Source organism: Acinetobacter sp. ASP199 (genome assembly GCF_022700675.1).
Taxonomy (GTDB): Bacteria; Pseudomonadota; Gammaproteobacteria; order Pseudomonadales; family Moraxellaceae; genus Acinetobacter.
On the sequence record NZ_CP062182.1, the window covers coordinates 2,964,736 to 2,979,215 of the forward strand.

The window sequence follows — 14,480 nt, forward strand, 5'->3', positions numbered from 1 at the left end:
TTTATTTCCTATAATTCAAATTACTAATTGATCCAATAATAATACAATAAAGAGCCAAAAAATATAAGAAACCATCAAATATTGGCTCAAAATTAAGCAAAAAAAATCCAAATAAAATATTAAATATAAAATAAATCTTATATTTAGTGTCTAGGTTAGAATAAATTAATTTTGGTATATAAGATAATATCAAAATCTGCCAAACTAAAAAAAATAAGACCGGTAAAATTCCAACATTTTTTGCTATATCTAAAGAAAAATTATGAGCATAATATTCCCCCTCCCACCCCCAAGGATTTTCATAAATTTTTTCTAAAGATAACCTCCATTTTTCAAATCTCCCCCCCCCTCCAGAAATACTAGCATCTGCATTATCTATCCTATCTAAAAAATAATAATTTAAAATATCACTTATTTTTTTATAGAAAAATAAAGATAAGACTATTAGAGTCGACATGATTAAAAAATTATATTTATTTTGTTTTTTACTTCTACCTATAAATATAATTACACTTGTAGAAATAAAACCAAACAAAGCAATTAAAATCAGTGTTCTAGACCCTAAACGAATAGCACAAATTAAACTAAATAATACAAATAATAATATTATAGATTTATTTTTAGTATTAAAAAATAACAATGATATAAATGAAAAACCTAGACAAAGATAACCTGCCATTACCGTAGCTGAAACCAATTCATCACTAAAATAAAATGGTATAGACCTAATACCACCAACAAAACCATTCAAAATAATATCCTTAAACACTGATATTATTGCTATTGAGCTCAACATTATTGTTGAATAAAAAGAAATTTTAAAAGAATCAAAGAAATTTAACAGCCCTAAAGCATAACATAAAACTATAAAAATAAAAGGAATTAAATCCACAACATCCATATAGCCTTTTATAAAGCTTATTAATATATAGATAAACAACCCTAAAAAGAAAAATAAGAAACCATAACTCTTTTTAATTGATTTCACCAAAAATGGTATAGTTAGTGAAATAAATATAAGCTTTAGAAATGTAAATAAATTTATTGAAAATAATATAAAAGCAAATATAAACTCTTTATTAATCTTATTAATTTTCATTTCTTTAAACGTCTCATCAAGGACTCAAATATTAAACTTACCCAAATCACAAATAACCCTTTTCTTGTATTTATTTTAAATAAATATCTTCTTCTAAGTGCCTCTAAATAATTATGTTTTAGAAAGCTTAATTTATTATTATCTTTTTTATAAAGATACACTCCCTCACCAGAAACCTCATTAATAATATTTAATTCCCATGGGCGCAAGCGTAAAGCAAAACTTTTTTCAACTTTATAAGGTAATATTATAGTACTTAAAAAATAATCTCTTTTTATTTTCTTAGTACCATATAAATCAACAGTTACATTTTCATATCCATTAATAAAAATTTCTTTATTTTCAAAATAACCATCATATTTTATTCCATTTTCTAATGTAGGGAACCTATAATTATTTTTTACCCCGTGCAATAAATTCACCTGATAAGTTGAATCAAGTAATGCATGTTGACCTGGTTCAGAAAAGTTTGTCGACAAAGCAACTCTTGGGTACACAAAATATTTATTCTCTACTACCAAATATGCATGATGAAATTTTAACCAAGAGTTTTTTGACCAGCTACTTACAACAGCAGGTAAATCTTCAATATTTTTTAGATCTTCATCGCAATAATTTTGCATCCACTCTATAAATGCATTCCATTTTTTTCTGTTCCAAATTTGACCCCAAGATGAGGCTACTTGTAAGAAATAGGTATCATATTCATCATGAATAGGATCAAAGCGTAAATTAGCATATTGATTCCATTCATACTGATATAAAGAAATTCCTGCAATTCTCTCATCATCTTTATAAAAATCTATAGCTCCTTTACCATATGCATAAAACCCTTTTGAAACATATAGATCATCTTCAAAAATATATAAATTTTCATATTTTTTCGTAAAACTGCCACAAAATAAAACATGCTTTTTAAGCCCTAACTTTTCTTCATGAAATACCTTAACAATCTCACCAAATGGCCAGCTTATAGATTCTATATATAATTCTAAATCTCTGTCTCCGGAGCAATCCATACTCACGATCAAATCAATTTGATCCCCTGAATATTCTGCGCACAATAATGATTTTATTAATCTTTTCAAACTAACCAGTCTATTATATGTAATTACTACAATTGCATTTTCAGTCATTAGTTTTCCCCAAACAAATCACGTGTATAGACTTTATGTGAATTTGTTTTCAACACATCGCTCATTCGGTTAGCAAGAATTACATCAGAACTTAACAAGAAGTCATCTAAATTATTTTGAAGAGCATAGCGTCCAAATTTTTCTTGTTTCAAGGTCGGTTCATAAATTTGAACTTGAACATTATATTCTTCCAACTCATGAATTATCCCTTGAATTGCAGAATCACGAAAATTGTCAGAACCGGCTTTCATGGTTAAGCGATATATCCCTACCACATTAGGTTTCTTCTTTAAAATTTCTTTAACAATGAATTTTTTACGGGTCTGATTTGACTGAATAATTGCTTGAATCAGATTTTGTGGCACATCTTTATAATTTGCCAGTAATTGTTTAGTATCTTTTGGCAGACAATATCCCCCATAACCAAATGACGGGTTATTGTAGTGCTGTCCAATACGTGGATCTAAACTTACACCTCTTACAATATCTAAACTGCTAAGACCGTGCTTTGCACAATAAGTATCTAACTCATTGAAATATGCAACACGCATGGCTAGATAAGTATTTGAAAATAACTTTACCGCTTCAGCCTCAGTAGACTCCATACATAATGTAGATGCTTTTTGCTCAACAGTTGCATTCAAATAAAGTTCTGCAATTTTTTCAGCACGTTCAGACTTTTCACCAACAATAATTCGTGATGGATATAAATTATCGTAAAGTGCTTTACCTTCACGTAAAAACTCTGGCACAAATACTATTTGTTCTGTTTTAAATTTTGCTTTAACCTCTGTAGTATAACCTACAGGTATAGTCGATTTTATAATAATTGTCGCAGTATTATTCAGGGGAAGAATATCCGCAATAACGCTCTCTATAGAAGATGTGTCAAAATAATTGGTTTCAGAATCATAATTAGTCGGTGTCGCAATAATAATATAATCAGCTTGCTGATATGCTTGAGTCTGATCAAGAGTAGCATTTAAATTCAAATTTCCTTCATGAAAAGCTTGCTCAATATAGTCGTCTGCAATAGGAGATATTTTTTGATTAATTAAAGCGACACGATTCTCATTAATATCCAAACTCGTTACATTATGTTGACGTGCGAACAACACTGCATTCGATAATCCAACATAACCTGTACCTACAACAGTAATATTTAACACTTACTTCTTCCTAATGCTTAAATTTTAATGAATGTTTAAAAAATGGAAAAAAATGTATCTTAAATATAAGACCATTTTTATAAAAGTAATTAAAAAAAGTTAATGATAGAAATTCAATTATTAGTACACTATATGCTGCACCTTTTAATCCAAATATATAAATCATAATATAAGATATTGGCAATGCACTTATTGCAACACACATCATTTTTCTTGAAATATAGCGGTAGCTTTCTTCTTTTACCAAAAAACGTGCAGAAATCGTTCCTAAACCACTACATAGAGTAGCTAATCCTAAGATTATAATTAATTCATATGCCTCTTGATAAGCATTTCCATAAAGTAGATTTACAATCCATTGCCCCGAAATAGCCAACATAGTTACTACTACCAATGAAATAAGTATTATCACAGCATTTAATTTTGCAATCATTACATATGATTGATAGTTGCTTTTTTCTCTATATATTTTGCTTAAAACTGAAGTAATGATAGAAGTATTTATAAATGCCCAAGACATTCCTAAAGTAACAGCTACAGCATAAATTCCTAATTCACGTGTAGAGGTTAAAGCCGCCAACATTAGACTAGTAATTTGGGTATATAAGGTGACTGCCAATGTAGATAACACTAAAGCACCACCTGCGCCAAAATAATATTTTCTATAATGTTTAAAGTTAGTGGGCTTTAATTTCTGAGATTTATTGAAAATATACTTCTTGAGTAAAAAAGGAATTAGTGCTGTCATAACAATAGGAATTGCTAAATAAGCATAATTCATTTCAAATAGCACGATCAGATAACGAATCAGTAAGGCAAAACCCAATCCAACCATATTTACAATGGCATTGATATAGGAGGCCAATATTGCATTATTATAGATTGCAAAAATATCTTGGGTAACAAAATAAACAGCTAAGGCAGTCGCTATTGCAAAGATAAGGGTTAATTGATCAGAATATAAATATAAGCCAATCAAAATAGGCAAACTGCATATTAAAAACAAAATCTTTCTTAAATTTTGTGTACCAAAAAGATACCTCAATCCTGAATTTGGATTTTTACTCACTCGTTTAAATAATATTTCCTGATTACCAAACCAAGTTAAGGTTTGCACAAAGCCAAATAAGGTGGCTGCTAATGCTATTTTACCAAAGTTAGTAGGGCCGATATATTTTGCCACATAGGAAGTGACAAAAATAAGACCAAAAATGCTAATGCATTTTTCAATCATCATCCAAAGCGAATTAGAGACAATTTTTTTAGATAAAATACTCATATGCTTGATCAAGTATTACTTATACTTTTAATAAAATTAAATTTTAAAAGAGTACAATCCAATTTTGAAAATATAAGTTTTTTTTCACCACTCTTATCTAGGACAGAAGGCACATAGTCCGACCCAATCACCGCAATTTTCAAATCTGCAATAGATAGCATTTCAACGCCTTAGTAATGTACTGTACTTATGAAGATTCACTCATTCGGCGCGCATACTAGCAGAAAAACATGAAATTTAGGTTATGATTTAGCACCAAAAAACAAAAAAACTTATCAAATATTTTGTTCATTTTATTTCAAGGTACTTTCCCCTACAATGTCATAAGGCTAAGGTAAACTTGGCTGATTTCGCTCATTATTCACTTATAATCAGATACATTTTGTTATCAAAAGTGCAGACTTCTCAGGTAGAATGTCGCATATTTAACGATTTAAATATTAAAAACGGGATTTCATGTGCGACAAATTCAACTGGTTTTTTTACTGACTTGCGGTCTTACTGTGACCGGTTGCGCAGTTACCTCTGGCCTGCAAACCTATGATTTACCAGCAGAGGGTGTCTATCAAACCGAGCTTGGCACTTCAGTCAATGTGATTAAACTCACCCAGGACGCTATACTGGCTGTTCAACCTGCTGCACAAAACATTCAACAAGACTATGCTCATTTGTTTAGCACCCCGCATCGTAGCTACAGTCTGAGTCCGGGAGATATCCTGTCCATTTATCTTTGGGCTTACCCGGAAATTACTCCACCGACCAATACGATTAATAGTGATCTTTCAGTCCAGTCAAACGGCTACCAGATTGACCAGCAGGGTTATATCCAGTTTCCAATAATTGGCCGCTATAAAGTAGCGGGAAAATCCTTGTCCCAGATTAATACTGAACTGCGTAGCCAGCTGTCACGCTATTTAAAGACCCCAGATGTGATTGTGCGGGTTCTGTCCTATCAGGGACAGCGCTATTCGGTTCAGGGCAATGTCATGAAAGGCGGACAGTTTTATTTAAGCGATCAACCTGTAAGTGTGTATACCGCCTTGGGTATGGCTGGTGGTGTCAATGCACAGCAGGGGGATAATACATCCATGACTTTAGTCCGTCAGGGACGTACCTACCAGCTCAATACCGTAGAATTAGAAAAAGCAGGTCTTTCTCTGCATAATTTATTGATCCAGCCGAATGACACTTTATATGTGAACAATCGCGAAAATCAAAAAATTTATGTGATGGGTGAATCGGGCAAAAACCAGTCTCTGCCGATGCGGGACCAAGGCATGAGTTTAAGTGATGTATTAGGTGAAAGCTTGGGACTAAATCCACTATCTGCCAGTCGTAGCAAGATTTATATCGTGCGCAGTCAAGCCAATGCTGCCCATACTGAAGTTTATCAAATGGACCTCACCAGCATTGCTGACTTTGGCCTGGCCAATCAGTTCAAAATGCGCAGCAATGATATTGTCTATGTCGATGCCTCAGGTCTGGCGCGCTGGCAACGTGTGATGAATCAGGTGATTCCATTCTCGAATGCCTTGTATAATCTGGATCGACTGGGACAATAATGCAGTTTAAACATATTCTGGTGGTCTGTGTCGGTAATATTTGCCGCAGTCCTATGGCTGAATATTTACTCAAGCAGGCGCTCCCTGAACGGCAGATCCATTCAGCCGGTATTGCAGCGATGATCGGCTATTCGGCAGATGAGAAAGCCCAACACTGTATGCAAGGTATCGGACTGGACATGCAGGCTCACCGGGCTAAAAAACTGACCGGGGACATGATTAAGCAGGCTGATCTGGTGCTGGTTATGAGTAAAAACCAGCAACAGCATTTAGAGCAGCGCTGGCCTTTTGCCAAAGGAAAAACTTTTCGCCTGGGGCACTGGCAATCAAAAAATATTGCTGACCCCTACCAGCAGGATCAACTCTTTTTTGATCACACCTTTGAGCAGATTCAACAGTGTGTAAATGACTGGATATCCCATCTTTAAATAATTGAATGACAATAAACTATGAGCCAAACCACCAACACTGAAGATACCATTGACTTAAAAGAACTCTTTTTCTCATTGATTGCTCAATGGAAACTCATTGCCCTTTGCGTCATTTTAAGTATTGTGGCGGCTTTACTGTATTTACGCGTTACACCAGATACCTATCGTGTGGATGCACTGGTTCAGGTCGAAGAAAGTAAAGGTACGTCTGCAGCTTTGCTTGGCGATCTGTCGAATATGATCGAGCAAAAACAGCCAGCACAGGCGGAAATCGAAATTCTGAAATCACGTCTGGTCTTGGGTGACGTAATTGATCGCTTAAATTTAGATATTCAAGTTGCAGGAACAGAAGACTCCCTGTTTGATCGTCTGCTCAATCCGCATGATTATCGGACTGAATATTCAACCCGATCGGTTTTATTCAGAGATGGTGATCAGGCATTTGATATCCGTCAGTTTGATATTCCACAGGCCTATTATGACAAGACTTTAGAACTACAATTTAAAGAACAACAGTTTAGTCTGACCGATCCAAGAACAGGCCAAGTGGTTTTTTCTGGCCTGTTAAACCGCAATAATCAGGCAACTCGCGCTGATGGAACCTGGAAAGTAGCAATTTTTAGCCAGGACCAGTTCCAGGACCGTTATCTCATCAGCAAACAGTCTCTACCGGCTGCAGCAGATCGTTTACTGGCCAATTACTCGGTCGCAGAAAAAGGTAAAATGACTGGGATTCTGGGCTTAAATTATGAAGGTCAGGATAAGGCGCATATTACCCAGGTGCTGAATGCCATCCTGCAAGCGTACAGTCAGCAGAACGTGGAACGTCGATCAGCAGAAACAGCGCAAACCCTCAAGTTTCTAGAAGATCAGCTTCCTGAACTGCGTCAGCAGCTGGATGTGGCAGAACGTGAATTTAACCAGTTCCGTCAGCAGTCAAATACCGTGGATGTAACCAAAGAATCCGAGTTGTATTTAACTCAGAGTGTTGCACTGGAAACCCAAAAAGCCCAGCTGGAACAGTCTGTTGCTGAGGCTTCAGCGAAGTACACCAGCGAACATCCGGTCATGCAGCAGATGGAAGCTCAACTGGCTGCGATCAACAGCAGAATTGCCGAGTTGAATGGAACCTTAAAACAGTTACCAGATTTACAACGTCGCTACTTACAGCTGTATCGCGAGGTCGAGGTGAAACAGCAGCTGTATACGGCCCTGCTCAATTCTTATCAGCAGTTAAGAATTGCCAAAGCCGGTGAAATCGGTAATGTGCGTATCGTCGATACCGCTGTTGAACCACTTAAACCAATTGCACCGAAAAAACTGCAGATTCTGATTTTGTCAATTTTCCTCGGTGGTTTCCTCGGTACCTTAATCGCACTGTTACGCAATATGATGCGCAGTGGTATTAAAGATGCAGCACAGATTGAAAATGAACTGGATATTCCTGTTTATGCCACAGTACCGCGCTCAGCAGTTCAGGAAAGCCGGGTCAAACTGCTGAAAAAGAAAAAATCAATTCCTATTCTTGCAGTTAAAGATAGTGACGATATTGCGGTAGAAAGCATCCGTAGCATTCGGACGACTATTCATTTCTCACTGACGGAAGCGAAAAATAATATTATTGCCATCTCTGGCCCGGCCCCGGAAGTGGGTAAATCTTTTATTACAGCAAATCTGGGCGCCATTCTGGCACAGGGCGGTAAAAGAGTCCTGGTGATGGATGGCGATATGCGTCGCGGCTATTTACACAAGTACTTTAATCAGGATACGGCACCGGGACTGTCTGAACTTCTGCTTGGTACCCATACATTGGAACAGGTCATCAAAGCAGATAATTATGAGGGCCTGTACTTTATTTCACGGGGTAAAAACCCATCAAACCCATCAGAACTATTAAGCTCACAAAAGTTCCAGGCACTTTTGAACGAGTTATCTGCGCAGTTTGATCATATCCTGATTGATACACCACCTGCCCTGGCAGTCACAGATGGTGTGATCATTGCCCAATCTGCTGGTGTGAACCTGCTGGTGGTACGTCATGGAAAAACGCAAATTAAAGAACTTGAAATTACCGTCAATCGTTTCGAACAAGCCAATGTTAAAATTAATGGCGTGATTTTGAACGATGTGGAACGTGGCAGCGGTGGTTATGGCTATGGTTACGGCTATAACTATAACTACAACTATAAAGCCAGAAAAGATCAGGACTAAGATTCAACGCCGGCAATTGCCGGCTTTTTTATGGCTGGTTTTATCAAATTCCAAGCTCTACCAAAGCACAGCAAAAACCCGTTGAAATTTGCACAGGTGGTTCAAGATTTCTTAAAAATTTCTGCTAAGATGGAACGAACATTAACGATAACATCATATTGGAATAATACATGAGTAAGGCCTTACCGATTGCTGTCGCTGTTCTTCTAGGCGGTGCTGCGCTCGTTCCTGTTTACTATGCAACTCAAAATCCGGTAAATCAAACTTCTAAGGCATCTAAAGATGCATCTGCAGTTTCTAAAATCAGCTATGCTCTCGGTTATGAAGTCGCACATCAAACTCCACCAGAGCTAGATATCAACAGCTTCATTACCGGTGTTCGTGATGGCCATGCCCGTAATGAGGCAGCCTATAATGAAGAAGAACTACAGGCAGCTTATGAGCAGTTCCAGAAGGATATGCAGCAAAAGCAGCTTGATGATGCTAAAAAGGCCCAAGCTTCAAGTGATTCTTTCCTGACTGAAAATGGGAAAAAGCCTGGCGTCAAGACCACTGCTTCAGGTCTGCAATACCTGGTAACCAAAGAAGGTACAGGAAAATCACCTGCTGCAAACTCTATGGTCAAAGTTCATTATACCGGCAAGCTGGTTGACGGTACGGTATTTGACAGTTCAGTAGAACGTGGTGAACCAATCGAATTCCCACTGAATCAGGTCATTCCAGGCTGGACTGAAGGTTTACAGCTGATGAAAGAAGGCGGCAAAGCAACCTTATATATCCCATCTCAGTTAGGTTATGGTCAGCAAGGTGTTCCAGGTACAATCCCACCGAACAGTACCTTAATTTTTGATGTTGAACTCATCGAAGTAAAATAATACGGTTTAGGGAGAGCAAGATGCTCTCCCTTGTTTTTGAGAAACTAGAATGAAAATACAAATTAGTCTTGCTGCCCTGCTGTTATGTTCCGGTAGCTTATATGCCAAGGATATCACCACCAAAAGTACAGAAGCAGAACAGGTGGGTTACAGCTTTGGCTATCTTATGGGTCGCAATAATGCCGATTCATTGAAAGGCATCAATCTGGATGCATTTAGTGCTGGGTTGAAGGCCGCAGCGGCAGGACAAAAAGCCAGCTTGACTGAAGAAGAAATGGCAAAGGTACTGATGCAATACAAGCGTCAGGCGGATGCTCGCGAATTAATTGAGCTCAAGAAAACAGCTGAAGAAAATGCCAAAATTGGCCGTGAATTCCTGGCTGAAAATGCCAAAAAACCAGAGATTAAAACGACTAAATCAGGACTTCAATACCAGATCCTGCAAGATGGCAAAGGAAAATCTCCAAATGCGAACAGTAATGTCAAAGTACATTATGAAGGCCGCCTGATTGACGGTACTGTGTTTGACAGTTCCATTGCACGTAATCAGCCGGTTGTATTCAAGACCAGTCAGGTGATTATGGGCTGGACCGAAGGTCTGCAACTGATGAAACCTGGCGCCAAATACCGTTTCTTTATCCCCGCAGAACTTGCTTATGGACAAATTGGTTCCGGTGATGTGATTGAACCAAATAGCACTTTGATCTTCGATATTGAACTGATTGAAGTCATGAAATAATCAAAAAGGAGATATCCGGGCATATCTCCTTTTTTTTGACTAAAAAGAACAAATTAATCTGCTGTAATCCTGTGACATTGGTTCGGCTTTTGCTATGTTTATGCTTTCATCCAAATACTTAACAACAATAGAGGAACTCCCATGGCAGCAATAAAGACACGCGAGATTCAATATACGGCGCAGGATGGCAGCCAGCTCATTGGTTATTTTGCGGCACCCGAATCCGATACGCCTGTTCCAGGTGTGATTGTGGCACCTGAATGGTGGGGCCGTAATGACTATACCGAACAGCGTGCCCGTGAACTGGCTGAACACGGCTATGCTGCCCTGGCGATTGATATGTATGGCGATAAAAAAGTCACCACGGCATCGGATCAAGCCTATGAATGGATGATGCAGACTTTTGAAGATCCTGATACGATTGTGAACCGTGCTACTGCTGCCCTGACTACCCTCGCCACACAAGATGAAGTTGATGCAGATAAACTGGCAGCAATCGGTTTCTGTTATGGCGGTAAAGTCGCACTTGATCTGGCACGTTCTAATGCCCCATTACAGGCCGTAGCAACTTTCCATGCCAATCTTTCACCCAAAGCCCCCGCTCAGGAAGGCCAAGTTCAGGCTGAGATTCTCGTCCTGCACGGTGAACAGGACAGCATGGTTTCACTGGATGATGTTGAAAGTTTCCGTAAGGAAATGCAGGCAGCCCATGTGCAGCACGAGGTGATCATTTTCAAAGATGCCAAACATGGCTTTAGCAACCCGCTTGCCAATGAACGGGCCAAAGCCAATGGTGTAGACCTTGGTTACAATGCTGAAGCAGAACAACAAAGCCTTGAGGCAATGTATGCCCTGTTGGCACGTCGCCTGGCATAAAGAATATTTGCGCTATGCCACTCTGAGGGGGAGCGGAATAGTGCAAGAAATGATTGTTTAAGAAGAAATAAGGAGAATGAAATGGCTGAGAACAACTGTCCATACTGCAACTATGACGAATATGATGTCATTACCAAAAATGACTTTGGTGTGGTGTTGCCTGAACCGAATTCATTGTCCCAAGGACATAGTGTGATCGTGCCACTGCGTCATGTGGCTTCCTTTTTTGAAATTACCGATAAAGAACGTAAAAGCCTGATGTCTTTGCTGGAACAGGCACGTAATGAACTGAATTTACGTTATCAGCCATCTGGCTTCCATGTAGGTTTTAATGATGGTGAGGTATTCAAAGAAAAGTCTGAACACCTGCATATTCACCTCATTCCACGTTATGAAGGCAAAGTACTGAAACTGGATGCCCGTTGGGGAATTGAAGACTAAAACAAGTTTTTAGATGACGTTTTACCAGAGTGAATGAACTTCGGATCATTCACTTTTTTATTGCCTGATTTCCCTATTTACCTTGATACACTTTTCACCGATTCCTTCAGCTGAATCAGCTATAATGCCTTCCTGTTTCCCAGCCCTGTCCAGTATTCATGTTTGTATTTTCAGATGCACTTTTAGAATGGTTTGATGTTCATGGCCGGCATGACTTGCCGTGGCAAGTGGCGGATGACCCATACAAAGTCTGGGTATCTGAAATCATGCTGCAACAGACCCAGGTCAAAACGGTATTACAGTACTTTGACCGTTTTATTGCACGTTTCCCTACGGTTCAGGACTTGGGAACCACGACTTGGGATGAGGTTGCACCTTACTGGGCTGGACTCGGCTATTATGCCCGGGCACGTAATCTGCATAAAGCAGCGGGAATTGTCGCTTCACAAGGTCATTTTCCTGAAACCCTGGAAGAATGGATTGCACTGCCAGGTATTGGCCGCTCGACGGCTGGTGCATTGATGTCTTTAGGGCTACGTGAATACGGCGTGATTATGGATGGTAATGTCAAACGGGTTTTGTCACGTTTCTTTGCCATTGAAGATGATCTGTCCAAACCCATTCATGAACGTGCCATGTGGCAGCTGGCTGAAGAGTTGTGTCCTAACGAGCGCAATCATGACTATACCCAGGCGATTATGGATCTGGGAGCCACAGTTTGTACGCCCAAGAAACCGCTGTGCCTATATTGCCCGATGCAACAGCATTGCCAGGCACATCAACAAGGCTTAGAAAATGAATTGCCTTTTAAGAAAGCCAAAAAACCAGTACCAGTGAAATCTGCCCAGGTGCTGATCTTACAATGTGGTGATCAATGGCTGTGGCAGCAACGTCCCAATACTGGACTTTGGGGTGGTCTGTGGTGTCTGCCAATTATTGAAGAAGTACATGAACTGGATGTATTAAAACAGAGCCTAGGCTTAAAACATTTCATACAAAAAGTCGAAATTTCGCATAGTTTTACCCATTTTACCTGGCAGCTGGAAGGCCTGGTATTTGCCATTGATGCTGATCTGCAAGAACATTTAGCCATTGAACTGAATGGCATCTGGCTGGAGCCAACCGCGGCAGTTCAGGCAGGCATCCCCACAGCAATGAAAAAATTGATCTCTGCAACTCAACTGTGACATATTTAGAAATACGAGATTTTTAACTTCATAATTTTTGAACTTGATACAGGCGCACAAGGAAGGACGCTTTGCAGCATAATATTCGTTTTGCCATTATTTCTGTTTTAATGCTGCTATTGGCAGCGTGTAGCTCTACTCCCAAACAGCCGGGTTCTGCAATACTAAATCCGATTCTGGTACAGCAACTGAGGAATACATCAATGCCGTCCCGGCTGCCGATTCCGGTAGATAACATCAAGACACGCCAGCTCAAAGATACCTGGGGCGCTTCCCGTAGCAGTGGCCGCCTGCACGAAGGTATCGACATTATGGCTCCACGTGGAACCAAAGTCCTGAGTGCAACTGAAGGCCTGATTGCAGACTTACGCAATAACAATTTGGGTGGTAAAGTGATCTGGATACTCGGCCCGGGTGGAACCTGGCATTATTATGCGCATCTCGACGGGCATAAGCGCGGCTTGAGTGTCGGGGACTATGTCAAAAAAGGTCAGGTAATTGGCTATGTTGGCAATAGCGGCAATGCACGGCATACTGCGCCTCACCTGCATTATGGGCTTTATCTGCAGGGTAAAGGCCGTGGTGCAGTAAATCCCTATCCATATTTACGTTAATTTTAGGAAATGTACATGTCAGAAGCGTTGATCAACCGTCTGGTAGAATTTGCTGAGTCAGGCAATCAACAAAAAATCGTGCTCAATGACCAGACTTATCAGGGCTGGATTATGGAAATCACCGAAGATGCGCTTCTGATCAGTACCGGTTATGCCGATAAGAACGGCAAAGATGCCTGGATCCAGTTTAGTGATCTGGAGCAGGCAGAGCTGTCTTACTGGGATAACCAGCAAGATCAATGGACCATGTTTAAACTCTAAAAATAAGGAGCATCACATGACCATTCAACGCTGTGGCTGGTGCTCCGATAATTCTCTTTATATTGCATATCATGACCAGGAATGGGGTCAGGTTGTTCTGGATGAACCGTGTCTGTTTGAAATGCTGTGTCTGGAAGGACAGCAAGCAGGATTGGCCTGGATCACGGTCCTGAAAAAGCGTGAAGCTTACCGTGAACATTTCTTTCAATATTCTATTGCAACCATTGCTGCTTTTACAGATGAGCAACTCACAGCAAAACTGCAAGATGCGAGTCTGATCCGGCATATCGGTAAACTGACAGCCATTCGGGATAATGCCCGCGCCTGGCAACAGCTGAAATCTCAAGGTCATGATGTGGTCGAGTGGCTGTGGTCTTTTGCCCAACAGCCGCGTTTAAATAATGATGTGGCAGATTATCGTCAGGCTCCGGCACAGACCATTGAAAGCCAGCAGATGTCCAAAGCCTTAAAAAAAGCCGGTTTCAGATTTGTTGGTCCAACGATCTGTTATGCCTTTATGCAGGCAGTCGGCATGGTGGATGATCATGAAAACCACTGTCACTTTAAAACAAGATCCTCCCATTCAAATAAGAGCTGAAT

General features: G+C 39.4%; 15 protein-coding genes. 11 read left to right on the forward strand and 4 right to left on the reverse strand.

What is annotated here, in order from left to right:
* Window position 1: 1 nt before the first annotated feature.
* From IHE35_RS14250 to IHE35_RS14265, 4 genes are read right to left on the reverse strand one after another with little or no spacing between them, the layout of a single operon-like run.
* Window positions 2-1,099 (reverse strand): hypothetical protein, encoded by a 1,098-nt coding sequence (locus tag IHE35_RS14250; RefSeq protein WP_242788247.1) that lies wholly within the window; start codon window positions 1,097-1,099, stop codon window positions 2-4.
* On the reverse strand, window positions 1,096-2,235 hold the full coding sequence (locus tag IHE35_RS14255; RefSeq protein WP_242788249.1) for a hypothetical protein: 1,140 nt from the start codon (window positions 2,233-2,235) through the stop codon (window positions 1,096-1,098). Before IHE35_RS14255 ends, IHE35_RS14250 begins: the two co-directional genes overlap by 4 nt.
* Window positions 2,235-3,404 carry a nucleotide sugar dehydrogenase gene (locus tag IHE35_RS14260; RefSeq protein WP_242788251.1) on the reverse strand — a complete coding sequence of 390 codons (1,170 nt, stop codon included), beginning with the start codon at window positions 3,402-3,404 and terminating at the stop codon, window positions 2,235-2,237. The genes IHE35_RS14255 and IHE35_RS14260 overlap by 1 nt, the downstream gene beginning before the upstream one ends.
* A 10-nt stretch (window positions 3,405-3,414) precedes the next feature.
* Window positions 3,415-4,683: an oligosaccharide flippase family protein gene (locus tag IHE35_RS14265; RefSeq protein ID WP_242788253.1), complete on the reverse strand. Its 1,269-nt coding sequence runs from the start codon at window positions 4,681-4,683 to the stop codon at window positions 3,415-3,417.
* A gap of 458 nt (window positions 4,684-5,141) precedes the next feature.
* On the opposite strand from IHE35_RS14265, the gene IHE35_RS14270 reads away from it, so the two are divergent.
* From IHE35_RS14270 to IHE35_RS14320, 11 genes are all read left to right on the forward strand, one after another.
* Complete coding sequence (locus IHE35_RS14270) at window positions 5,142-6,245, forward strand: polysaccharide biosynthesis/export family protein (protein ID WP_242788254.1); 1,104 nt, start codon at window positions 5,142-5,144, stop codon at window positions 6,243-6,245.
* Complete coding sequence (locus IHE35_RS14275; protein ID WP_242788255.1) at window positions 6,245-6,673, forward strand: low molecular weight protein-tyrosine-phosphatase; 429 nt, start codon at window positions 6,245-6,247, stop codon at window positions 6,671-6,673. The genes IHE35_RS14270 and IHE35_RS14275 overlap by 1 nt, the downstream gene beginning before the upstream one ends.
* 21 nt (window positions 6,674-6,694) lie before the next feature.
* Complete coding sequence (locus IHE35_RS14280; RefSeq protein WP_242788256.1) at window positions 6,695-8,887, forward strand: polysaccharide biosynthesis tyrosine autokinase; 2,193 nt, start codon at window positions 6,695-6,697, stop codon at window positions 8,885-8,887.
* Window positions 8,888-9,057: 170 nt separating this feature from the next.
* A complete protein-coding gene (locus IHE35_RS14285) occupies window positions 9,058-9,762 on the forward strand; it encodes an FKBP-type peptidyl-prolyl cis-trans isomerase (RefSeq protein WP_242788257.1) in 705 nt (234 codons plus the stop codon).
* 49 nt (window positions 9,763-9,811) lie between these two features.
* A complete protein-coding gene (locus tag IHE35_RS14290) occupies window positions 9,812-10,501 on the forward strand; it encodes an FKBP-type peptidyl-prolyl cis-trans isomerase (protein ID WP_008307019.1) in 690 nt (229 codons plus the stop codon).
* Window positions 10,502-10,642: 141 nt separating this feature from the next.
* Window positions 10,643-11,377: a dienelactone hydrolase family protein gene (locus IHE35_RS14295; RefSeq protein ID WP_242788258.1), complete on the forward strand. Its 735-nt coding sequence runs from the start codon at window positions 10,643-10,645 to the stop codon at window positions 11,375-11,377.
* A gap of 3 nt (window positions 11,378-11,380) precedes the next feature.
* Window positions 11,381-11,818 (forward strand): HIT domain-containing protein, encoded by a 438-nt coding sequence (locus IHE35_RS14300; RefSeq protein ID WP_275975182.1) that lies wholly within the window; start codon window positions 11,381-11,383, stop codon window positions 11,816-11,818.
* Between the two features lie 158 nt (window positions 11,819-11,976).
* Window positions 11,977-13,005, forward strand: coding sequence for an A/G-specific adenine glycosylase (mutY, locus tag IHE35_RS14305; protein WP_242788260.1), 1,029 nt, complete (start codon window positions 11,977-11,979; stop codon window positions 13,003-13,005).
* A gap of 110 nt (window positions 13,006-13,115) precedes the next feature.
* Entirely contained in the window at window positions 13,116-13,619 is a 504-nt protein-coding gene (locus IHE35_RS14310) for a M23 family metallopeptidase (RefSeq protein WP_242790029.1), read from the forward strand.
* Window positions 13,620-13,634: 15 nt separating this feature from the next.
* Entirely contained in the window at window positions 13,635-13,880 is a 246-nt protein-coding gene (locus IHE35_RS14315) for a hypothetical protein (protein ID WP_242788262.1), read from the forward strand.
* A 16-nt stretch (window positions 13,881-13,896) separates the two neighbouring features.
* On the forward strand, window positions 13,897-14,478 hold the full coding sequence (locus IHE35_RS14320; RefSeq protein ID WP_242788264.1) for a DNA-3-methyladenine glycosylase I: 582 nt from the start codon (window positions 13,897-13,899) through the stop codon (window positions 14,476-14,478).
* The last annotated feature ends 2 nt before the right edge of the window (window positions 14,479-14,480 follow it).

Excerpts from the sequence above, each read along its gene's own strand:
- IHE35_RS14255 (WP_242788249.1), bottom strand. The coding sequence starts at position 2,235 with ATGACTGAAAATGCAATTGTAGTAATTACATATAATAGACTGGTTAGT.
- IHE35_RS14250 (WP_242788247.1), bottom strand. The coding sequence starts at position 1,099 with ATGAAAATTAATAAGATTAATAAAGAGTTTATATTTGCTTTTATATTA.
- IHE35_RS14275 (WP_242788255.1), top strand. The coding sequence starts at position 6,245 with ATGCAGTTTAAACATATTCTGGTGGTCTGTGTCGGTAATATTTGCCGC.
- mutY (WP_242788260.1), top strand. The coding sequence starts at position 11,977 with ATGTTTGTATTTTCAGATGCACTTTTAGAATGGTTTGATGTTCATGGC.
- IHE35_RS14265 (WP_242788253.1), bottom strand. The coding sequence starts at position 4,683 with ATGAGTATTTTATCTAAAAAAATTGTCTCTAATTCGCTTTGGATGATG.
- IHE35_RS14280 (WP_242788256.1), top strand. The coding sequence starts at position 6,695 with ATGAGCCAAACCACCAACACTGAAGATACCATTGACTTAAAAGAACTC.
- IHE35_RS14315 (WP_242788262.1), top strand. The coding sequence starts at position 13,635 with ATGTCAGAAGCGTTGATCAACCGTCTGGTAGAATTTGCTGAGTCAGGC.
- IHE35_RS14295 (WP_242788258.1), top strand. The coding sequence starts at position 10,643 with ATGGCAGCAATAAAGACACGCGAGATTCAATATACGGCGCAGGATGGC.
- IHE35_RS14310 (WP_242790029.1), top strand. The coding sequence starts at position 13,116 with ATGCTGCTATTGGCAGCGTGTAGCTCTACTCCCAAACAGCCGGGTTCT.
- IHE35_RS14290 (WP_008307019.1), top strand. The coding sequence starts at position 9,812 with ATGAAAATACAAATTAGTCTTGCTGCCCTGCTGTTATGTTCCGGTAGC.
- IHE35_RS14285 (WP_242788257.1), top strand. The coding sequence starts at position 9,058 with ATGAGTAAGGCCTTACCGATTGCTGTCGCTGTTCTTCTAGGCGGTGCT.
- IHE35_RS14320 (WP_242788264.1), top strand. The coding sequence starts at position 13,897 with ATGACCATTCAACGCTGTGGCTGGTGCTCCGATAATTCTCTTTATATT.